Below are 23,206 nucleotides of genomic sequence, written 5' to 3' on the forward strand. Positions count from 1 at the left end.
TGGGTGGGAAATGGGTTCTTAGCTTATGTGTTTTTTAAAATTATCCAATGTTTCTTGATAATCAAATTGAAGGTCTTCGTGAAGCCCCGCTATTAATTTTTCAATTTTTTTTATTTGTGAGGCATATAAATTATCGATTACAGGATGACGGAATTTAAGGTATCCGTATTCAATGATTTTCTCACAAAAAAAGAAAAGTAACTCAATGATAGTTACTTTGTCTTTTGTCAGTTTCAGGCTTTTATTCATCATTCTCCTTATGGACTGTGCAGATTTTTTGGCCGTATAATAACTTTTTAAATTTGCGTTTTCGAAAGCTTCTTCTAAATCTTCTTTGACCATTGCCAAATACAAATCGTTGTTATCGGCTTCAAAAAGTTTGAAGTACACAAATGCTTTATTGTCACGGCTCAATTTGCTTAGTTGCAATACCAATTCAATCAATTCGGATTCATTCCTTTGTTTGAGTTCCTTTTTGATATTCGCTAGGCTTGGAATCTTCATTTTGGAAAATATTTATAGAATCATTTTGTAAAAAATTTAATCACTTAAATAGCATTAACAGAAGCCATTTACCTGACATACTATTAATCACCTATTTATTTTGACTATTACTTACATCGCCATTACTGAGTAGGTAAGCAAATGCCGTCGCACCGGGCGTTTCTCGAAGGATCACGGTTATTATGGCAATTATTGGTATAGATAAAACCATTCCGATAATACCCCAAATCGCGTTGCCGATAATAACCGCTAAAATAATAAAAAAGGGATGTACATCTACTTTATTGCCAAGTATAATGGGTTGAAAAATATAGGAATCAAGAAACTGGACAATAAGAAATGTAGCTGAAATACCCACCAAAGTTTCGAATTCCCCTCCTGATAATAAGCCAATGAATAAGGCCAAAACATACCCAGCCATATTTCCTATGAAAGGAATCAAAGAAAGAAAGGCAGCAATAAAACTGATAAGTAAAAAGTCTTCTGCACCTGAAATCCACATTCCTAAACTGTAGAGCACTACTAAAATAACCATTAAAATCAAACGTCCATTTAGATAATGTCTAACCACCTGAGCAGAATCATGGGTAACTCTCTTCACCTTCATTTTGCTATCATCAGGAAATAGCTTTAAAATAAAGGTGTAAAACATATGCCTAAAATGAATGAGAAAAAAGAGGTAAACAAATATCAGTAGAAAGTCAGCAGCGGTACCCATCACTTTTCCCAACATCAAAAATGCTTCTTCCTGTTTTAATTCCGACGATTCTTCCTCTTCATTTAGTTCTTTGCCATTTAAACCATAACTAGTTTTGTAAGCTTCCAACTTGTCTTGTTCTAAAGGGGTATGGGCCAGTACAAATAGTTCCACTTTCTTTGCAACTGGACTCAAACGCTCTTTCATAACGTCAGCATCCTCTAAAAAAGACCTTACCTGCAAGGAGATAACAGCTGAAACTCCTATAAATCCTACAAAGACCATCCCTACTACAAAAGAAGTACTTAATATTCTATGTAGTCCCCGTTTTTCCAAAACTTGTGCGATGGGATAAACCAATAGAGCCAAAACTAAGGCCAGTATCAATGGGGCCAACACTTTCTGTGAGGCCACTAGTCCCACAATTAAAAAATACAAAGCGATGATTATCAAAGCCCCTAGAACTATTGGGCTGGATCGGGAAAAGAATTTCTTCATACGTATGTTATAAATCTAAATGCTTATTGGCAAAATGCAATAAATGTGCTAAGTTTCTATTCAATTGCATTATTTAATTCTTCGAACTTTTTCAGGCCAGGTTTAGCCAGATAAATTTCCCTGTCTTTCATCTGTACTACCTTAAAATTTTCAGGGCTAAAAATGCCATTTAAGCATTCCACAAAAATTAGCTAATCAGGCTGATTATCTTTCGTTTACCTATGCTTACAAATACTAATTCCTGGAAAATCATAAAGAAGTTAATGCGAACATCCCTATTAAAGCTATTGTAGGGAAAAAGATATTACCTAAATTGAAATTCTGTAGATCACAATGATATCCAATTTATGTCGGAAGAAGAGGAAAAGAATTTGTTTTTAGTGGTAATCAATCATGAAGAACAGTATAGTATTTGGCCCCACGAAAAAGTTATACCCAATGGATGGAGGGCTGAAGGACAAGAAGGGACCAAGGAAAAATGTCTAGAATATATAGAAAAGGTATGGACAAACATGCAGCCCCTAAGTGTAAGAAAAGTGTTGGAAAGTGCTGAAAAAAATATAGGTACTGATTAGAAATAGCCGCTTTAATTCTACAAAATAATGTCAATAAACAATTTACCCAAAAAAACCCTACTAATATTATTTTTATCCCTAGGTGCCTTCTTAAGCAGTACTTTGCTGGCACAGGTGAATGAGATAAGATTGATCCGTGATAGAGTTGTAGAAGAATTGAAAACAAGTCAAATTGATACTGGTGAAATCACAAGGCTTTTGAAGGAGATTCAGTCAGATGGAAGTTTTATCAATATCAATTATTCTGACTTGAGCAGAACAGCAAGTTTTCCACACAGAAAACATACTTATGGATTGGTCACTTTGGCTAAAGCATATGAAACCAAAGGTAGTCCCTTCTTTCAAAACCAAAGCCTGCTCGACAAAATCAAATTGTCCACTAAATTTTGGGTAGCGCGGGATTTTATTGGTGAAAACTGGCATAACAATCAAATTACAACTCCGGGAAATCTTGTCAACCTAATGCTTTTAATTGGCGATAAGCTTCCTTCAGAATTGGTAGAGCAAGCACAACCTATTATAGGTAGGGCAAATATGAATGCCTCGGGGGCGAGACCGAGTGGAGACAGAATAGTTATCGCAGGCATCCTAGCAAAAAACCTGCTGTTCAACGAGAATAGAGATGGTTTTGATGAAGTGATTGATATTATTGCCAATGAAATTAAGTTTAGTAATGGAGAGCGGGGGATGCAGCAAGATTACAGTTTTCATCATAGAAAGGATAGGGTAAACAATACCACTTCCTATGGTTATGGTAAATACGCCAATGCTTTTGGAGAATGGTCTGATTATGTTGCAGGTACTTCATATGCTTTTGAGAAAGATAAAATCAACCAATTGGTTGATTACTATCTAGATGGAGTTTATAAACAATTGGTGTATGGGATCTATGAAGACATTAGCGTGAAAAACAGGTCAATCGCTAACCGTTCTACCTTTTACCCAAAAGGTACACTAGAAATAGAGCGATTGCTCCGTAGTACAGATTACAGAAAGAAGGAACTGGAAGAGATTATTAGTTTAAGAAAAGGGGAATCCTCTCCTTCCCTATCCTTTTCAAAGTTTTTCTGGCAAACAGAGCATTTCGTGGTACAAAGACCTAATTATTACACCACTGTACGTATGTTTTCCAGCCGGAACGAAAACATGGAAGAACCTTATAATGGACCAGGGATAACCACTCACCACCGAGCTGACGGCACCAACTATCTTATGCTCAAAGGAGATGAATACCATGACATTTGGCCCGTCTATGATTGGCAAAAAATATCTGGAACTACCATCTTGCAGAAGCCTGAATTATTGGGAGGGGACCTCATCCAAAAGGCAGGTAAAATGGAATTTGTCGGAGCTGTGGAAAATGGCCAAAATGGGGCAGTTGGTTTTGATTTTATCAGCCCTCACGATGGCACAAAAGCTAAAAAGGCTTGGTTTTTCTTCGATCAAAGTTATGTTTGTCTTGGTACTGGCATTCAAGGAAGTCAAGAATTACCCATTGTAACCACGGTTGATCAGGTCCTATTAAGGTCTCCGGTAAGTATTTTACAAGCAAATAAAACGCCTTTGAACCTTAGCCAAGGAGACCATACTATTGACCACCTCAAATGGCTTTATCACGGCAATATTGGTTATATTTTCCCGAATGAAGGAAGGGTACATGTCTCTAATAAAACAGCAACCGGACGTTGGTCTGATATAACAGATCAAAAAAACATATCCAACAAAGTAGTTTCAGAAGAAGTGTTGGAAATATGGTTCGATCATGGCGTAAAACCTGAAAATGGTAAGTATGCTTACATGGTTTTTCCTTCCATTTCTGTAAGCGAACTAAAAAGTATTTATAAAGCAGGAACACCCTATAAAGTCCTTTCCAATACCGAAGAGCTCCAGGCGGTAATGAATAAAAATGAAAATGAATTACAAGCTGTGTTCTACCAATCTGGAAATTTATTAATTGAAAATGACTTGAATTTACAAATGGAAAATGCTGGTATCATAATGCTGAATGTGAAGAAAGGTAAAGTCCAATCTTTTTCAATATCAGACCCCACCAGAAAATTGACAGCCCTCAAATTTACATTAGACGGGCTTTACAGTACCAAAGAAGCTGGAATCCAAGTCATAAAGGACAAGAAAACAAAAACATCACAGTTCATTGTTCAAATGCCAAAAGGTGCATTTGCTGGAAAAAGCATTAATTTTGAACTTTAAATTTTTATAGCTAACCAACTATAAAACAACTTTATAACATTCCATAAAGCTATTAAAACTTTTGATTTACCATGAGATATACTTTCTTAATTTTAAGCTTTTTCTTCCTGAATTTTCAAGGAGTCTTTTCTCAGGAACAGCCTAATATCATCTTGATAATGGCAGATGATTTGGGTTATGAAGCATTGGCAGCTTATGGGAATGACTATAACCAAACGCCGCACCTTGATAGGATGATTTCAGGGGGGATGAAATTTGAAAACACGCATTCCATGCCCTTGTGTACACCTTCAAGGGTACAGTTAATGACGGGGAAATACAATTTTAGAAATTATCTTGGTTTTGGAATCCTGGATCCTAATGAAACTACTTTTGGTCATCTTTTGAAAGCGCAAGGATATACTACTTGTATCGTAGGAAAATGGCAACTTTATGGGAATGAGATGCAAAGAAAATTAGTTGGAGGACAAGTGGGTACTTTACCACATGATGCTGGATTTGATCATTACCGCTTATGGCAAGTGGCTGATCGTGGGTCCAGATACAAAGACCCATTATTAGATACCAAAGAGACGGGCGTAGAATTGTTTGATGGGAAATATGGTCCGGATCTCTTCGTAGATTACCTGGATACATTTTTTGAAAAAAATACTGACAAACCCTTCTTTGCTTATTTCCCTATGGTTTTGACGCATGACCCATTTGAACCCACCCCAGGTTCGACAGCCTTCTCTTCTTATGATCCTGAAACAAGGTTAAATGATCCTGAGTTATTTCCTGATATGTTAAAGCATATGGACCATCTGGTTGGTCGAATAATGGACAAAATAACAGACCTCGGAATAGCTGAAAATACATTGATCCTTTTTATTGGCGACAATGGTACAGATAGAGATGTGACCTCAAGTGTAAAGGGTGTATTGCTGCAAGGAAACAAAGGCTATACCAATGATTTGGGTACGCATGTTCCAATGATCGCTTATTGGCCTGGGAAAATTAAGGCAGGAAGTATCAATCAAAACCTCATCGATTTCACTGATTTCGTACCCACCTTAATGGAAGCCTCAGGGGCGGATTCAAAAAATGATTCATTCTTTTCGGATGGAATCAGCTTTTATCCCCAACTTATTGGAAATGAAAACCCTAAAAATAAAAGGGAATGGATTTTTTGCCATTATGCTCCTAATTGGGGGAAATTCGAACCAAGAACATTTGTTCACAATACTGATTTGAAGCTTTATAAAAATGGAGAAATTTACCAATTGAAGGAGGATCTGTATGAAAAGAAACCTGTGAATAAATCTGACTTGGATAAAAAATCACAAAAAGTTATTAAGGGTTTTGAAAAGGTATTAAAGAATATGGACAGTTGATCTCTTTTCTATAAGCTGCGGTTTTATAATCGAACCATATACAGATTCAGCATTAAACAGGCAATAGCCATTCTTGTGCTTAACAGGATGACTATTGCCTGTATTTTTAGAAGCTTCCGAGAACAATTAGAAAAAGCATTTAGGTACCGAACGGGTAGCTAGTCTCAAAATAGAAGCATTAATTTTGGTGCTGAAGAAAATACTGGATCAAATCCTCAGGTTTTCTTAATGATTGGACGATTTCATCTTCCAATTCCATGTGTAACACATTCTCCACGTCAAAGATCAACCCATTTAAAAACACCTTGTCAAATCCAAGGTCTTTCACGAAATCAGCCTGCATAACTTTCGCTACTGGAGCAATGCCATATTGGCCAAATACTTCAACAATCGCTTTTAATCTTGTATAATTATTCATTTCTAAGGATTTAAATTTCCGATTCACGAAAGTCACAAGACACTCATGCTTAAACGGTTAAAACTAAATATTATTTTATTACATTTAAGAAATAGTCGTAGGAAGTAGTTGGTATACAATACTGCCTACGACTAATTCTAATAAAGCATCGACTAAATGTATGCTGCCACTTCCGATTCAGTTTCAGACAATTCCGTTTCTTCTATTACGATATCTTTCTTTTTATCCTTACCAAATTTTGCCAGTAGCCGATCAAAGACGTAATATATTACAGGTACTATAACCATCGTTAGGAACATGGAAGAAATCAGGCCACCAATAAGGGCCCAAGCCAAACCATTTTTCCATTCAGCTCCTGCTCCTGAGGCAAGCGCAATCGGCATCATACCAAAAACCATGGCAAGTGTAGTCATAAGAATAGGCCTAAACCTAATCTCCACTGCTTTAATAAGCGCAGCCTTCACTTCCACCCCTGCATCTTTAAGTTGGTTGGCAAAATCCACCAACAAAATCGCATTTTTGGCAACCAATCCCATTAGCATAATCAATCCAAGTATACTGAAAATACTTAGAGAAGATCCTGACATGGCCAAGGCCAATAAAGCACCTATGAAGGCCAATGGTAAGGAAAACATTACTACCAATGGATATACGTAATTGTCATACAAAGCGACCATAATCAAATAAATCAACAGAATTGAAGCCAATAAGGCAATTCCTAAACTCCCAAAGCCTTCTTCCTGCATCTTAAGGTCTCCCTCATAGGAAATCGTTACTTCACTTGGCAAATCAATTTTTGCTATTCTTTCTTGAATCTCCGCTCCGACAGTACCTGTAGGGCGACCAGAAACCTGAGAATTTACAGACACTGAAGTAATCCTGTTTTGACGTTGAAGCTGACTAGGTCCTTCTGATGGTTTTGCTGTTGCGAATTGCTTTAGTAAAATTATTTCTCCTCTTTTATTTACAAAGGTGAGGTTCTCAATGTCAGGTACAGATTTCCTATCAAACTCGTCCAGCTTGATGTTAATATCGTACTCAAAATCCCCGTCCCTGTATTTTGTGTCTGTATTCCCATTAAATGCGATCTGCATCGTGCCTCCAACAAGAGACATATCCAATCCCAAGTCAGCCATTTTTGCTCTATCCACTTGAACGCTTATTTCAGGGTTACCTTCTTCGAGTGAAGTTTCCACTTTTCTAGTACCAGGTACTTGCACGACTTCTGCCATCACCTCTTTAGAAAAGGCTGCTAAAGTAGGCAAATCTGGACCTGACAGTAATATTTGAATCGGCGCATCACTTGCTGTACCTGTGATCGCTATAGGCACTGCTGTAAATTCAGCGCCGACGATACTTTCTTCCAAGGCGATTTCCATCTCCCTTGCAAATTCAGGAGCAGTCATATTCCTCTGCTCTGAAGGAACCATTTTAACAGTTAGTTCTGCAGCATAAGGTGTAGAGGTGGCACCTGAAAAGCCTCCTGTAATTTGTCCAACTGAAGTAAAAATTCCTGTAATTTCAGGATATTGTCTTAAGAAATGTTCCACTTCCATTGTAGTGAAATTGGTCTCTTCTATGGTTGAAGATTTTGGAAGCTCTATTCTCATTATGAACTCCCCTTTATCTCCTTGCCCAACAAATTCACTTCCTATAAAACCATTACTTACGAGTAGAAAAGAGGAAACAAACAATCCCAAGGTCACTACTAATGTGATAGCTTTATGGTTAAATGCCCATTTAAGAATACCCGTTAACCAATCAACAAATTTATCCAACATCCTTTCAAACCCATTGATGATTTTTCCGAAGAAACTTTTAGGGTTAATGTGTTCCAGTTTTGAAAACCTGGAGGTTAAAAGAGGAATCAGTGTAAAAGCAACCAATAAACTGATCAGGGTAGCCACTGCTACAGTAATACTGAATTGGGTTAATATACCAGCAATTAAACCTCCTGTCATTGACAATGGGACGAAAACAACCATAATCACAAGCGTAATTGAAACCACGGTACCTCCTATTTCACGAATCCCATCATAGGATGCTTGTATGGCTGTTTTGCCTTTCTCCATGTGACGATAGATGTTTTCAATCACCACAATGGCATCATCCACCAAAATACCTACTACCAATGATAGTGCAAGTAAGCTCATCAGGTTTAGCGTGAAACCAGCCAAATACATAACGGTAAATGTTGCCACAATTGATGCAGGTACCGCTATCATTACAATCACCGCATTTCTGATACTATGCAAAAACAAAAGCATTATAATGGCCACCAAAACTACTGCAATAATCAGATCATGAATAACAGCATTAGCAGCTTCCAAGGTAAAAGTTGAACTGTCTTGAGAGACTTCAAAATTCAGTTTGTTTTCTTTGTAAGTGTCTTCCAACCCCGCCAAGGCCAGGGTTACATTTTTGGCGACATCCACGGCATTGGCATCTGATTGCTTTTGAATGGATATACCAATTGCGGCATTTCCATTTAACCTACTTAGGACTTCTTCGTCCTTTTTGGAATCTACCACCTCAGCCAAGTCTTTTATTCTAATTGTAGAGGAACCATTTTGCGCCACAACAAGATTCCTAATTTCATCGACAGAGCTAAATTTTCCAGCCAAACGAATCAATATCTGTTCGTTGTCACTTTTTAATTTGCCTGTAGGGAAATCCAGGTTTTCTGAAGCGATTACCTGGTTGATCTGAAGTGGGGAAATCCCCAATGCTTCAAGCTTATTTTGGTTAAGGTTAACTTTTATCTCTCTTTCAGTTCCACCCAATAAGTTGACTTGAGCTACTCCATCTATTTGCGCCAAAGTAGGTTGAATACGTTGATCCATCAGGTCATAAAACTCGGTGGCATTCATTGTAGAATAGACACCTAATTGCATGATGGGCATATCGTCTAGGCTAAACTTACCCAAAGATGGAGGGTCAACATCCTCTGGAAGGTCACCCAAAATGGCATCAATTTTACGTTGTGCGTCTTGTAAAATGATGTCTACATCTACCTCATCTTTAAGTTCAATCGTGATAATAGAGAAGCTTTCTAGGGAAGTGGATTTCATGACATCAATCCCCTCTAAGGAGGCCAGGGCATCTTCTAATTTCCTGGTAACTGAGCTTTCCACTTCTGTGGGAGCTGACCCTGGGTAAAGGGTAGAAACGGTGACTACATTAGGACTGAACTTAGGTAAAAGCTCATAAGACATTTGGCTATAGGAAAATATTCCCAAGGCTGTCAATATGGTAAAAAGCACCACCACTATGGTGGACCTTTGAATCGATATTTTTGTAATTTGCATCGCTTTTCTATTGTAGTTCGGTTACAGCCACTCCATCCTTAAGGTTGATCAAACCAGAAGTAATCACCTTGTCTCCAATATTTAAGCCCTCCAGAAGCATCAATTTGCTATCTCCTAACTGGGCTATTTGGATCTTTTTCAAAACAGCTTTTCCATCCTCCAAAATAAAGACTTCAGGGTTTTTTATACCTCGGATAAGAGAAGTTCTTTCGATCAATACAGCTTCCATTGAAGGGTATTCAAAGGTGGCATAAGCAAACATGCCTGGCTTGATTTTATCTGAAGTTTCTTTTAGTTCTATATCTACCTGATATTTAAAGGAGGCATCCCCTTTACTGCTTGTGAAGGATACTTTTCCGTTAAATTGTTGGTCAGGGATCACTCCCACTTTTACCTGAACTTCATCACCAACCTTAATATTAGCAATTTCCATCTCGGCTACCTGTACCACCAATTTTAAAGGCATGACATTTACAATCTCCACTACATCCATTCCAGGATTCAATAAGCTTCCTATTTCAATATAGTCTTCATTGATGTAACCTGAGATGGGTGCTGTTATTACAGTATTGGACAATCTTCTTTTGATCATTTTGATCTCTGAAGCTCCCATTTTATGTGCATTCTGAATTTCTTCAAGTTGCTTTTCTGTAATCGCCTCTGTTCCTGCCAGGTTTTCATACCTGCCCAAGTCTCGGGTAAATTGATTGAATTTTGTTTCAGCAATTGAAAGTTCTACTTGCAAAAGTTCATCATCCAATCTGGCAATAACATCTCCTTTATTTACATAATCGCCTTTGTCCTTCAAAATCTTAATAACCTTACCATTCCCTTCGGATTTAAGTTTTAGCTCTTGGCTTGGAATAAAAGAGCCATTGGTCATAAACGAAATGGAATTGGACGTTTTAGTGATCAATTGTGTTCTCACTGGAATATATTCACTGGTTTTCATCGCTTGCTCGGCTTTGACTCCCATTTCTTGCTTGTTTTTATAAAGTGTAAAGCCTATTACGCCAGCGATGAACACTATTACTAAAGGTGTGATTAATTTTTTCATGTTTATTTAAGACTATATCTCCGAATTCTTTTAAGTTTATAGGGCAATCTTTTCTATTTGACCTGTTGATTGATAAAGGTCCGCTTCCGCTGTTTTAACATTGATTATCTGATTAAAATAGGCCGCTCGCGCTTCTCTTAAAGCAGTTTCTGAGTCCAAGACATCTGTTAATGGCGACAGTCCTTCTCGGTAGAGTTGATTGGTTTCATCAAACACTGTTTCAGACAGCAGCAAATTTGATTGCTGCGCTTCCAAACTTTTCAGGCTATTCTTCATTTTTTTGAAAGCATTTAAGTAAGCCGTTTGTGCGTTTTGTTCTGCCAGATACTGATCGTGTCTTAATTTTTCACTTTGGATCTTTGCTTGAGCCACTTTATACTTTCTCTGGTTTCCATCGAAAATTGGAATGTTTAATTGTATGCCAACCAAAGACCCCCTATACCATTGGTGACTACTAGATAAAAAATCAAAAGAATTTGAAAAGGCATTGTAATTCAAATCAGCAAAGGCAGCGATTGTGGGGTAATAACCTGATTTAATATTCTTTATATTGAGTGATTGTAATTCTTGTTGTTTGTCTAAAACTTGGAGATCGTAGCGACCGCTTAAGTCTGGGTCTGAGGCCAAAATTTGTGGGGAACTGGTTATTTCGTCAAAATCGTAAGCTTTAAGCTTCAGATCAGAAATTACTGGAATTCCCATAACTAACTTTAGGTAATTACTTCTTTGCTCAATTAAGGTCTCTAGATTAGCTATCTCAGTCTCTAAACTAGTTAGGTTCACTTTTACGCGATTAAAATCTACTTTCCTAGCTAGATCATTTTCATATTGAGACTTAATAATGCTTTCTAATTTAACAAGTTTATCGTGATTGGCTTCCAGATTTATCATTTGAAGTTCCGTGGCAATCACTCCGTAATAATTTAGCGCAATGTCATATATGATGTCTTCAGTGGTCATGTTGGTCACCAATTGGTAAAACTCTTCTGAAGTTTTGGCAGCCTTTAAGCCAATTAAATAGGACTGACTAAAAACCAACTGGTTTAGCTTAAACCCACCTTTTAAACTTTGTGGTACACCAAAAGCAATTACATCCACTCCATTGGGATCAGAATTGGGATCCAAAATTCCTCCAGGAATCGCTTGTGGGTAAACATCTATAAAATTGTTATAATTACCATAAGCCTCTAACTGTGGCAATCCCGAACCTATAATCTCTTTTCTTAAAAATTTAGCTTCTTGTTCTTCTAAAATAGATTTCTTTATTTCTGCATTGTTCTTTAATCCCAGTTCAATACATTCCTTCAAAGTAAATCCATCTCCCCCTGTTCCTTGAGCACGCACCATCCCCCCAAGTAAGAGCATAAATAGTAATGGTATACAAATTTGTTTTTTCATTTTATTTAATTGTATTATATGTAGTAATATATAGTATGTTCAGAATTTTGTGAACTAAATAAACCAAAAAAAATTATTCGATTTGTTTTTGGTATTTTTCAATCAATTTTGGCAACTCAGCTTCCATGAATTGCATAAATTTTGATACTTCTTTTAAATAAGAGTTAAACTCTTCATTTTTATTTCCTCTTAATGAAATAATCTCTTCAATGATTTCATTGAATTTAAAGACTTTCCTTAGGTCATCATGGATGTCCACTTTCCAGTTTCTAATTTTTAACCGGAAATAACGCTTGCGTTCACCTGGCTTGGTTATGTATTCCACTTTATTTTGACTTTGTAATAAAGTTAGGGCTTGACTTACTGCACTTTTACTTACAAACAAACAATTTTGAATGTCTTCAAAGGTTGCTTCAGCATCATCAACAACCATTAATAAACCTATAATTCTACCTAAAATTGGTTGATTTCCTTTGGTTTCAAAGAAAACACCAATCCTTTCAATAATCTGCTGTTGGTCTGGGGTTAGTGTCATAATCTATTTGGAATTTTAGTCTATTAACGCTACAAAGATACAAAAGGTTTTTTTGGTTCATAATTTTATGAACCAATTATTGAAAATTTTTCTATTTTTTTTAATTGTCCCTCCTGTAACAGTAAAAATCTACTTTTAAGCTCACAAATAACAATTCAGTTATTTTTATTTCAATGGTTTTTTAGCCCTTAGTTGATTAGCAACCTGTCTTGATTACAAAGGCTTCCTTTCCTAAGCAGAATGGCTCACAAAAAGCCTACTTACAATTTTCTTTGTATCTGCATATTTAAGTTTATCAGCATACTCTTCAATACGCTACTCCTATACCGAATTCTTTTAGTCATTTTTAAATGGAATTAATCTAAATAAAATTAATAATTTCTTTGCGTCCTAATTATTAGCCTTTACATTTGCGTCTATTAAGACCAATTCCATATAAACAATTATGAAACAAACACTACTCGCATTATTAATGTTCTTTACATCCTTCTCTTTAATAGCTCAGAAAAGTGAGATAAAGGGTACTGTAAAGGGTCAAAATGGAAAAGCACTTGCATTTATTAATATTATTATAAAAGATACCCAATTGGGTACAATTACCGATTTTGAAGGAAATTTCATCTTTAAAGAAGTCTCTCCTGGAAGCAAAACTATCCTTTTCAATTTGCTTGGCTACAAAGCGCATGAAAAATTAGTAAACCTCTTGCCAGGAAAAACACTCACAGTTAATGTCATAATGCAAGAAAGTGAAGTGACATTACAGACGGTAGAAATCCTTGGACGGTCAGAGACCTCCTATAAAAACAAATCTTCTTATATTGGTACAAAATCAGCTACCGCACTTAAGGATGTGCCACAATCAATTGGCTATGTAACCAAGGAACTGGCACTCGACCAAGGTGCTTTCCGTGTAAATGATGTGGTAAAAAACATCAGTGGAGTCAATCAATTTACCTTTTACAATGACATTACCATTCGTGGACACAGAATTCAAGGCCAAAAGACTTCTGGAAATCTAGTAAACGGAATGCGTGCCATGACAAGTTTTTGGAAGCAACAACTTATACCCCATATAGAACGAGTGGAGGTAATAAAAGGACCAGCTTCTGCCCTTTTTGGAAATGCTTCTGCGGGTGGAACCATCAATAGGGTTACTAAGAAACCTCTAAAAGAATCAAGACAATCTGTAAGTTCTACGCTTGGCAGTTTCAATACTTTTAGAGTTGTAGGGGATTTTACTGGTCCGATGACAGAAGACGAAACCTTATTGTACCGTCTTAACCTGGGATACGAAAATTCAGGAAATTTTAGGGATTTGCAATATGACAAAAATTTGGTTGTTGCCCCCTCCTTCTCTTTTTTGCCCTCCGACAAAACAAGGTTAAACCTTGACATTGTTTACCAACAATCTGATGGTAGATTGGACAGAGGGCAAGCTGTATTTGGTAATGGGGATCTCTTTTCAGTACCTATCACAAGGTCTTTGAATGCCGTCAACGATTATTTGAAAGAAGAAAGCGTCAATGCTACCATCTCCCTTAACCACCAATTCACCTCTAATATAAGTTTCAATTCAGTTTACATGCGATCTAACTACGCCGAAGACCTATTGGAACACCGGACAGACAATGCATTTGCTATATTAGGAGATGGAAATATTGACCCTGAAAAAGTAGGAATGAGGGTTGGTATAAGAAAGCGAAATTGGAGCAATAATAATTTCAGCAACTATTTCAATATTGATTTCGAGACCAGTAAAATTGAACACCAATTGTTGGTAGGGTATGATTACTTTCAGCAAGTTTTGCTACCAGGTGGTTCTCAACTAGCTGCCAGGGGTTATTATAGTGCAGATGGCCAGCGTTCCATCAATTCTTACAACCCAGACAATAAGACCAATTACCTATTGGATGGCCAAGGAAATCCAGTTCCAATTGTAACCCATTTTGACCTTACCGATCCCTTTGCGAATCAAATGAGGGACATGAGTAAATACATCTATAGCACCAGTAATTTTGCACCTTCAAAACTGAATTCTCATGGCTTTTATATTCAGGAACAAGCCACCATTGGAAATTTCCAAATTCTTTTGGGATTAAGGCAAGAATACTACCAGGACGTCTTGGAATATAAAATAGGGGCCGAAGACAATGTTACTCAAAATGCGCTGCTTCCAAGAATTGGATTGGTATATACCATAAATCCCCATATCAATGTTTATGGAACTTATGTGCAAGGATATCAACCGCAAACCGCAACTGTAATAAATGACCCGAATGCAGGAGGCCCATTTGACCCTTTAACAAGTGAATTAGGTGAAATAGGTGCTAAAACAGAATGGTTTGATGGCAAATTAAGTGGTAGCCTGGCCATTTATACCTTAACTGAATGGGGCTCCTTGTACAATGCAAATGAACCTGGTCAGCCAGATTTACTTGTTCAGAACGGAGAGGAAGTGTCAAAAGGTTTTGAAATTGATATTGCTGGTAATATTACCCCCAATTGGAGTTTAACGGCAAGTTATGCATTCAATGATGCTGTGATCACCCAAAATGATGATGAAAATCTTATCGGCAGACAAAAGCCAAATGCGCCCAGAAACATGGGTAACGTTTGGACCAAATACCTGATTAAAGAAGGAAAATTTAAAGGGCTTGGTTTTGGATTTGGAGCCAATTTTGTAACTGAGCGATTTGGTTCTTTGGGAGCAACAGATAACCCACCCATATTCCCAGGATATGAATTATTTGATGCTGCTATCTATTACAAAATGAATAGATTCCAGATCCAGATGAATGTTAATAATCTATTTGATAAAACCCATTGGGTGGGCGGATACGATTACCTGAGGGCCTTCCCCGGATCCCCAAGAAGTGCGATGACAACCATCTCTTATATATTTTAGAACATTTATGGAAACCTTTCCTGATTCGTTTCAGGAAAGGTTTTTACGCTTTAGGAATGAAAAACAACCTTCTTTGGAAAATTCACAATTGGCTGGGCTTGTACACTGGTGTCGTCATTGTATTTCTAAGTATTACTGGGGCTGCTGCCTTGTTCAGACCAGAAATTGACCATTTACTTAACCCCGTACTCACCCAAGTAAGTTCAAATGCTGATAAAGCCTCTTTGACTGCTGCCGTGAGAAAAGTATTGCCTTCACATCCTGACAAATATCTTTTTGAAGTAGAAATGCCAAAGGCCAATCTGGATACCTGGATAATCCGCTTGATGCCAAAGGAAAAAAGCAAATTAAACCCAATGATTTGGGAGGTCTTTGTCAATCCACATACAGGTGAAATTCTTGGAGAACGCAATTACTTTAAATCTTTCAGTTACTTTTTGAGAAACATTCATGTTCGGTTTTATGAAGCCTATTTTGGTAGGCAAATTGTGGGCTTGGCCGGCATAGCGCTGTTTTTATCTACCATTACTGGCTTGTTGATCTATGGGAAGTTTATGAAAAAACAAACCTTTGGTAAGATTAGGAAAAGCAAGCTTAGAATCACCCAGGCAGATATTCATAAATTGGTGGGCATAAGTTCTGTTGCTTTCAATCTGATGATAGGCATTACCGGGGCCTGGTTAGGTCTTCAGGTCTATTTGATGGGGGGACTAAAAATAGAGCAACCCAATAGCTTTACCCGTTCTGAAAAAGTATTAACTGCCGAGGATGACCTTAGTTACAATCTGGACTTTGATGCCATTTATGAAAAATCCAGAATAGCATTTCCAAATATGATCCCTTGGTTTATCCGTCCCACAACCAATGGAGAAGGAATTGTTCAAGTTTTGGGGAACGTCCCTGGCCAGGCTTATGAACGGCGATCCAATAAATTGGTATTTGATAAGCAAGACCATAGTCTTTTGTTCAAGTACAATATTGATGATCAGGATTATGGTGCAAAATTCTATTTCGTGCAAGAATCCTTTCATTTTGGGGATTTTGCAGGGCTACCTTTAAAAATAATTTATTGCCTTCTGGCTTTAAGTTCTGGTTTTCTCTCCTTAAGTGGATTCATTATTTACCTGGAAAGGGCCAAAAAATCAAAATCTCAATTGGCCGAGTTGCAGCCTTTAAAATCACTGTTGCTAAAATGGACCCTAGGGATTTTAGGAGTTATATTCCTTATTGGCTTAATGAGTACACAAATTGGCTTAGGCATTCCATCTGTGCTTGTGGGTTTGGCATTCTATGGCTTTACCATCGGTTACATAATAAAAAAAATTTACACATTCTTCATGAAAAGCCAAACGCGAAATCCATTAATATGAGTAAAAGAATAGATAAAGCAACCGAACATTACCTTATACCATTGCTTTTGGCTTTTGGTTCTATCTTCCTTATTGTCAGCGTATTTTATTGGAACGAGTGGAGAAATGTAGCTAATCAAAACTTTTTATATCCTTACTACCCCATCAACGGCACTGATGGGGTAAAAGCTTTTCTTTTCTCAACAAGCATAAGTGGCTTTGTTTATTTTTCGATTACCATTTGCTGTTTTGTAGCAGTACTAATAAAAAGAAGGATATTTTGCCTATTGAGTACATTTTTGTCCGTAATAGGGTTCTTTTTTTTGTTTTAACCTTACTTAAATTCACTCAAATATAACTTTATTCTTTCCACTGAGTATGGTGGGCTTTATCCGGATCCCCGTCATTTCTTCTATAGGTATGGGCACCAAAATAATCCCTTTGTGCCTGAATCAGGCTAGCAGCTGAATTGGCGGTAGTTACGCCTAAGAAATAATTAATCGCATTGGATAAAACGGGCACAGGATATCCATTCTGCAAGGCCTGCCCTACTACATAGGATAAATCCCCCTGGTAACTTTTTAAAGCCGTGATGGCTTCATGATTGAGTAAAATATGGTTACTCTCTTTAAAAATCTCAACCAACTCTTCCATCAGCTTAGACCTGATTATACAACCGTTTGTCCAAATTCTAGCAATTTCAGAAAAGTTAAGTGCCCAATTATTTTTTTCAGAAACTTCCAGCATTAGGGAAAAACCAACTTCATGGTTAATGATCCTTGTTGCTTGGTAAGCTGCCTGGAGTTTATTTAGAAAATTATCCAAATCTTCGACATCTGAAAATCTTTCGAGGTTATACAAGCCTGAAGCAATCATTCGAAGCCCTTTTCTGGCCGAAAGATTTCTGGCCATTACTGCTTCAGAAAGCACCCCATAAGGCACACCATATTCTAAAGCGGTATTTACAGACCAGCCTCCTGTTCCTTTTTGGGCTGCTTGGTCGAGTATTTTATCTATCAAAGGTTCACCTTCCTCGTATTTCCTAAGAATGTCAATGGTGATTTCCAATAAATAACTGGAAAGGTCGCTGTCCATCCATTTCTCAAATATGGCTGCAATTTCAAGTGTAGAAAGTTCCAAATAGTTGCGCATAAGATAATACACTTCAGATATGGCCTGCATTTCACCATATTCTATACTATTATGCACCATTTTCACAAAGTGCCCTGCTCCTCCTGGTCCTGTATAAGTTACACATGGTTTGCCTTGAAAGTCTTTGGCAGCTATCACTTCTAGGTAAGGTGCAATTTTAGAAAAACCATCCTTGTCTCCACCGGGCATAATAGATGGGCCTCTTCTTGCTCCTTCTTCCCCACCAGATACGCCTGTACCTACAAATAAAATTCCTTTGGATTTCAATAATGCTGCTCTGGCATTGGTTTCTTTATAAAATGAATTGCCTCCATCTACAAGGATATCTCCTGGGTTCAATAGTGGTATAAGTTCATTGATCTGAAGGTCTACCGCATTGCCAGCTGGAATCATTAATAAGATTGATTTAGGTGAAGAAAGGGAAACTACAAAGGACTGTATGTTCTCAAACGGTTGCACATTGTTATAGCCTGGGTTTTCCTCCAGCACTTTTTCCGCAACACGTTCTTCCTTTCCTTCGACATACCTATTGTAGATGGATAAGTTTACTCCTTTATCGGCTAAGTTTAGGGCGAGACTTTTCCCCATTACCCCCATACCAATTACGCCAAAATCAGCCTGATTTTTCATTTTTTTTATGTTTTGTATAATGTTTTCCACAATTATTTCAGGAGAGGCATCAATGCTTACTTTCCACCCATATTCAGGGATTTCCAAAGCTTCCATTTGAGAGGCCAATAAGGCTGGATTCATAAAATGCCCTACCCTTGCATCCAGTCGTTCCTCTACCAAGGATTTAATTCCTTTCAAAAGTACCCATTCTATATTTGGCACTACTTTTAGAATGTTTCGGTATTTTTCATTCAAGGCAGAACAGGCCAAAACTGCACCTTTTTCTTTGGAGCAAACTTTCAACTTTTCTGCCACATTGTTCAGCCATGGAATTCTATCTTCATCTACTAGAGGCGTCCCCGCATTCATTTTGGTTTTATTGGCTTTAGGATGGAAATCATCTGCATCTAAAAAGGGAACTCCCATTTTATTTGCTAATAATTGACCAATAGTACTCTTTCCGCAACCCGTAACGCCGTAAACAATTATAATCATAGACGAAAATATGAAATTCAGCCGGACCAAACCATTTTAAATAGCTAATTTTGTTAATTGAACCATATCAATATTGTTGGATGTTATAGACGGAATTTGCATTCATGGAAAAACAGAATATGACTCAACGTAAGAAAAGAGTAGTAGTGGGTCTCTCCGGAGGGGTAGATAGCTCTGTAACCGCCTACTTATTGAAAGAGCAGGGGTATGAGGTGATCGGCATGTTTATGAAAAATTGGCATGACGAATCGGTTACTATATCCAATGAATGCCCTTGGGTAGAAGACAGTACGGATGCCATGTTGGTGGCCCAAAAATTGGGTATACCCTTTCAGGCCATTGACCTAAGCGAAGACTATAAAACAAGAATTGTTGAATACATGTTTGCTGAATACAAGGCCGGAAGGACTCCAAATCCAGACATACTATGTAATAGAGAAATAAAATTTGATATTTTCTTAAAGGCTGCAATGAAGCTTAAAGCTGATTTTGTGGCCACAGGACATTACTGTCAAAAAGACGAGCTCATTGTTGACGGAAAACCCATGTACAGGCTACTTGCCGGTGCGGATGTCAATAAAGACCAGAGTTATTTTTTATGTCAGCTAAACCAAGAACAATTGGGCAAAGCTTTGTTTCCTATTGGCCATCTGCAAAAAGCCGAGGTCAGGGCCATTGCCAAAGAACAGGAATTGATCACGGCAGAAAAAAAAGACAGCCAAGGATTGTGTTTTATTGGAAAAGTAAAGCTTCCGGATTTCTTACAACAACAGCTTAAGCCTAAAAAAGGCGATATACTGTCCGTGCCTGCCGATGCACCAATTTTTGCTAACCATGGTATTCCTGCTGGAATTGAGTTGGAAGATCTCGACAAGGAACAATTGGAAGATATTTGTTGGCCGTTAAGCTTTAGTAAAGACTTAGGAGAAAAGGTAGGTGAGCACAACGGCGCACATTACTTTACTATTGGACAGAGAAAAGGCTTGAATGTTGGGGGAACCGGTAAACCCTTGTTTATAATTGCCACTGACACTAGCGAAAACATTATATATACAGGTTTGGGTGAAGACCATCCTGGGCTATTGCGCTATGGTCTCCATGTGAAAAATGAAGACATCCATTGGCTAAGACCTGATAAAACCTTAAAAGTAGGTGAATCAGCCAAGTATTTGGCCAGAATAAGGTACCGACAACCCTTGTCAACAGCTACTTTACTTATGAGAGAAGATGGTTTATACGTGTTGTTTGACGATGCCCAGAAAGGCATTGCCTCTGGACAGTTTGTGGCTTGGTATGAAGACGAGGAAAGCATAGGTTCTGGAGTGATTTTTTGATATGATTGAACTCCCGATTGTTTTCGAAGACGAAGAATACATCGCCATTAATAAACCGGCTGGGGTATTGGTTCATAAGACACCTCTGGAGAAAGATCCAGAGGCCTTATTTGCAGTGCAATTACTGGAAGAACAAGTTGGCTATAAGGTTTATCCTATGCATAGAATTGACCGGCCAACCACTGGCGTTCTATTATTTGGGAAGCGTTCTAAGGCTGCTTCCATGCTACAACCTCAATTTATTGACAACTCCATTAAAAAATATTACCTGTCCATCGTTAGGGGTTACCTTCCAGAGACACATGGCACAATTGACCATCCACTGGCAAAGGACATGAAATTCTCAATGCAAGAGGCCCGTACGGAATACTGGTCTCTTGAGCAAAGCGAGGTTCCGTATGTTTCCTCGGACAGGTATAAAACCAGTAGGTATTCTTTGGTAAAAGTATATCCTCATACCGGTAGAATGCACCAAATAAGGAGGCATTTTGCTCATTTAAGACATTATATTATTGGTGACAAGACACATGGTGACAACAAGCAGAACAACTTTTTTGCTTCCCAGTTTCATCTTGGTAATATGCTCTTACATGCCTGGGAGATGAATTTTATTCAACCCTTTTCCAATCAGGCCTTGACAATTAATGCGGACATTCCTATGCATTTTAAGAAAACAATGAGCGATTTAAATTTGTCAGGAGCAGAGATAGTAGCTCAATCAATCAAATAGTAAATAATCCAAATAAAGCAATAAGATCACATGATAAACCTAAAACATTTACCTTCTGTTGTTGTCTTAATGGTGATTACGCTTATCAGTACACCTGGAATTGCACAAAAAGAGAACATCGATAAGTTCTTGGGAAGAGCCGAGGCCCTTTCTCATTTTAAATTTTTAGCCTCCGATGAGTTGAAAGGTAGAGATCCTGTCCGTCCAGAAATTGACATTGCTGCCTTTTATATCGCCAATGAATTTGAGCAATATGGGGCGACACCCGTAAAGAATTTAAATGGCTATTACCAATATGTTCCCTTTGTAAATTCAACACCACCTAGTGTTGGCACGGTAAAGTGGAAAGGTAGCAAGCTAATCCATGGAGAAGATTTGTTGGTCTTAGGAGGAGCTAATATTTCAGGTGAATATGACATGGAAGTGGTTGGTTATGGATTTGAGGAAGATTATAAGGGTAAAAATGTAAAAGACAAGTGGGTGGTAGCCAGGGTTGGAGCACCTAACAGGTTGACTCCATCAGCACTTTTTGAAGCTGGAAGGGAAAAACTAGCCATTGCTCAATCCAAAGGTGCAATTGGTTTGATTGAAATGTACAATGTCCCTACCACGCCATGGCGAATGCTGGTGAATTACCTAAATAAGTCTCAATTAAGCATAGACATTTCCCCTGAAAGTAACGATTCTTTTCCCTACTTATGGGTAAAGGATTTGAATGGTTCCATGATCAAATCCATTGCCAATGGCAAAAATGCTATGGAAGTGGAGATCAAGGGAAAGACAAATAGAAAGATTCAAGGCAGAAATGTGGTAGCCATCATAGAAGGAACAGACCCTAAGTTAAAGGATGAATATGTAATGCTTTCTGCACATTACGATCATTTGGGAATAGGCCAACCTAACGCCGAAGGAGACTCTATATACAACGGGGCAAGAGACAATGCTGTAGGTACTGCGGCTTTGATTCAAGCGGCCAATTACTTTGGTGAAAACCCTCCCAAAAGATCAATTTTATTGTGCGCCTGGACTGCTGAAGAAAAAGGATTGCTTGGATCCTCCTATTTTTCAGATAACGCTCCTATACCTTTAAACCAAATTGTATTTAATCTGAACATTGACAATGGGGGCTACAATGACACAAGTTTGGTAACGATAATTGGAATGGGCAGGTCCTCTGTAGACCATCATATTTCAGCCGCTGCTATGGATTTTGGATTAAAGGCCATTGCAGACCCTTCTCCTGAACAGGGATTATACGATCGGTCTGACAATGTTAGTTTTGCTAAAAAAGGCATTCCAGCACCTACTTTTAGTTTGGGCTTTACTGCATTTGATGCAGAAATAGGAAAGTATTACCACCAGGTTACTGATCAGGTAGATAACTTTGATTTGGATTATGCAATGAAGTATTGGAAATCCTATATTCTATCCGCTGAAAAAATTGCAAATGACCCCCAAAGGCCGCTTTGGGTAAAAGGTGATAAATATGAAAGTGCAGCCAATGCTTTATATGGAACTGGCAATTGAACATTTGTAAAATATTATTTCAGAGTTGAGCTATAAGTACCTTTCTTTTCCCAGTTCTTGTAACCCAGAAAAGGTAATAGGATTTGTACAGTCAGTCCTCGTTTGTACGGGAAAAGTTGTAATCGCAATTAAATTTCCAAACAGCAACGAAGTGGCTGATTTTGTCTGTCGCGTAGGATCAGCACAAAATAAATTGCCTATTTTGGATTTATTAATCTAAACGCAAATTAAATCAGGAGTTTTATTGATTTTGCCTTGCTAGGGCTTCTTTAAGTTGTATGTATTGTGCCCAATAAAGTAATTTTTTGAAGGTTGATACGAATGTAAAGTAGAAACTAATTTTCAGCCAGATTTTGGGATATTTTTTGTCCAACCCTATATTTTAAACTACCTATACAGCTTTAATTAAGCTTTATATTTTTAATCCAGCTTTTTTAATATTTTTCCAAAGAAGCTCCACCTCTCTTCTAAGTCTAAGCAGTTACAACAATTGTTTATTTCCACACGCTGACCTGCTTTATTAAAAAA

17 protein-coding genes are annotated in these 23,206 nt (G+C 37.7%); 9 read left to right on the forward strand and 8 right to left on the reverse strand.

Annotated features, from left to right (window positions below):
- Window positions 1-18: 18 nt before the first annotated feature.
- Window positions 19-504, reverse strand: coding sequence for a hypothetical protein (locus AAC073_RS18105; protein WP_339925214.1), 486 nt, complete (start codon window positions 502-504; stop codon window positions 19-21).
- Between the two features lie 91 nt (window positions 505-595).
- The gene (locus tag AAC073_RS18110) at window positions 596-1,699 is read right to left on the reverse strand and encodes an AI-2E family transporter (protein WP_339925215.1); all 1,104 of its coding nucleotides are present in this window, start codon (window positions 1,697-1,699) and stop codon (window positions 596-598) included.
- Window positions 1,700-2,046: 347 nt separating this feature from the next.
- Between AAC073_RS18110 and AAC073_RS18115 the strand changes: the two genes are divergently transcribed.
- The 3 genes from AAC073_RS18115 (at window position 2,047) to AAC073_RS18125 (ending at window position 5,858) form a co-directional block, all read left to right on the forward strand.
- On the forward strand, window positions 2,047-2,274 hold the full coding sequence (locus tag AAC073_RS18115; RefSeq protein WP_339925216.1) for an MbtH family NRPS accessory protein: 228 nt from the start codon (window positions 2,047-2,049) through the stop codon (window positions 2,272-2,274).
- A gap of 27 nt (window positions 2,275-2,301) precedes the next feature.
- Window positions 2,302-4,485 (forward strand): polysaccharide lyase family 8 super-sandwich domain-containing protein, encoded by a 2,184-nt coding sequence (locus tag AAC073_RS18120; RefSeq protein WP_339925217.1) that lies wholly within the window; start codon window positions 2,302-2,304, stop codon window positions 4,483-4,485.
- Between the two features lie 71 nt (window positions 4,486-4,556).
- A complete protein-coding gene (locus AAC073_RS18125) occupies window positions 4,557-5,858 on the forward strand; it encodes a sulfatase-like hydrolase/transferase (RefSeq protein WP_339925218.1) in 1,302 nt (433 codons plus the stop codon).
- A gap of 178 nt (window positions 5,859-6,036) precedes the next feature.
- Here AAC073_RS18125 and AAC073_RS18130 read toward each other — a convergent pair whose 3' ends face one another.
- From AAC073_RS18130 to AAC073_RS18150, 5 genes are all read right to left on the reverse strand, one after another.
- Window positions 6,037-6,276, reverse strand: coding sequence for a hypothetical protein (locus tag AAC073_RS18130; RefSeq protein ID WP_339925219.1), 240 nt, complete (start codon window positions 6,274-6,276; stop codon window positions 6,037-6,039).
- A 152-nt stretch (window positions 6,277-6,428) separates the two neighbouring features.
- Complete coding sequence (locus AAC073_RS18135) at window positions 6,429-9,584, reverse strand: efflux RND transporter permease subunit (RefSeq protein ID WP_339925220.1); 3,156 nt, start codon at window positions 9,582-9,584, stop codon at window positions 6,429-6,431.
- Between the two features lie 7 nt (window positions 9,585-9,591).
- Window positions 9,592-10,641, reverse strand: coding sequence for an efflux RND transporter periplasmic adaptor subunit (locus AAC073_RS18140; RefSeq protein ID WP_339925221.1), 1,050 nt, complete (start codon window positions 10,639-10,641; stop codon window positions 9,592-9,594).
- Window positions 10,642-10,677: 36 nt separating this feature from the next.
- Window positions 10,678-12,039, reverse strand: a complete 1,362-nt coding sequence (locus tag AAC073_RS18145) for a TolC family protein (protein ID WP_339925222.1) — start codon at window positions 12,037-12,039, stop codon at window positions 10,678-10,680.
- 73 nt (window positions 12,040-12,112) lie between these two features.
- Entirely contained in the window at window positions 12,113-12,574 is a 462-nt protein-coding gene (locus AAC073_RS18150; protein WP_339925223.1) for a hypothetical protein, read from the reverse strand.
- Between the two features lie 445 nt (window positions 12,575-13,019).
- Between AAC073_RS18150 and AAC073_RS18155 the strand changes: the two genes are divergently transcribed.
- From AAC073_RS18155 to AAC073_RS18165, 3 genes are read left to right on the forward strand one after another with little or no spacing between them, the layout of a single operon-like run.
- Window positions 13,020-15,479 carry a TonB-dependent receptor gene (locus AAC073_RS18155; protein ID WP_339925224.1) on the forward strand — a complete coding sequence of 820 codons (2,460 nt, stop codon included), beginning with the start codon at window positions 13,020-13,022 and terminating at the stop codon, window positions 15,477-15,479.
- Window positions 15,480-15,535: 56 nt separating this feature from the next.
- On the forward strand, window positions 15,536-16,849 hold the full coding sequence (locus tag AAC073_RS18160; RefSeq protein ID WP_339925225.1) for a PepSY-associated TM helix domain-containing protein: 1,314 nt from the start codon (window positions 15,536-15,538) through the stop codon (window positions 16,847-16,849).
- Complete coding sequence (locus AAC073_RS18165) at window positions 16,846-17,160, forward strand: hypothetical protein (RefSeq protein WP_339925226.1); 315 nt, start codon at window positions 16,846-16,848, stop codon at window positions 17,158-17,160. Before AAC073_RS18160 ends, AAC073_RS18165 begins: the two co-directional genes overlap by 4 nt.
- 28 nt (window positions 17,161-17,188) lie before the next feature.
- Here AAC073_RS18165 and gndA read toward each other — a convergent pair whose 3' ends face one another.
- Window positions 17,189-19,087: an NADP-dependent phosphogluconate dehydrogenase gene (gene gndA, locus AAC073_RS18170; protein ID WP_339925227.1), complete on the reverse strand. Its 1,899-nt coding sequence runs from the start codon at window positions 19,085-19,087 to the stop codon at window positions 17,189-17,191.
- Between the two features lie 104 nt (window positions 19,088-19,191).
- Here gndA and mnmA point away from each other — a divergent pair, with 104 nt between their 5' ends.
- The 3 genes from mnmA to AAC073_RS18185 are packed head-to-tail and all read left to right on the forward strand — an operon-like array spanning window position 19,192 to window position 22,678.
- Window positions 19,192-20,421: a tRNA 2-thiouridine(34) synthase MnmA gene (mnmA, locus tag AAC073_RS18175; RefSeq protein ID WP_339925228.1), complete on the forward strand. Its 1,230-nt coding sequence runs from the start codon at window positions 19,192-19,194 to the stop codon at window positions 20,419-20,421.
- 1 nt (window position 20,422) lies between these two features.
- Window positions 20,423-21,151: a pseudouridine synthase gene (locus AAC073_RS18180; protein ID WP_339925229.1), complete on the forward strand. Its 729-nt coding sequence runs from the start codon at window positions 20,423-20,425 to the stop codon at window positions 21,149-21,151.
- 30 nt (window positions 21,152-21,181) lie between these two features.
- The gene (locus AAC073_RS18185; RefSeq protein WP_339925230.1) at window positions 21,182-22,678 is read left to right on the forward strand and encodes a M28 family peptidase; all 1,497 of its coding nucleotides are present in this window, start codon (window positions 21,182-21,184) and stop codon (window positions 22,676-22,678) included.
- Window positions 22,679-23,206 lie beyond the last annotated feature (528 nt).

The sequence above is a fragment of the uncultured Cyclobacterium sp. genome (assembly GCF_963977555.1).
In the GTDB taxonomy this organism is placed as follows: domain Bacteria; phylum Bacteroidota; class Bacteroidia; order Cytophagales; family Cyclobacteriaceae; genus Cyclobacterium.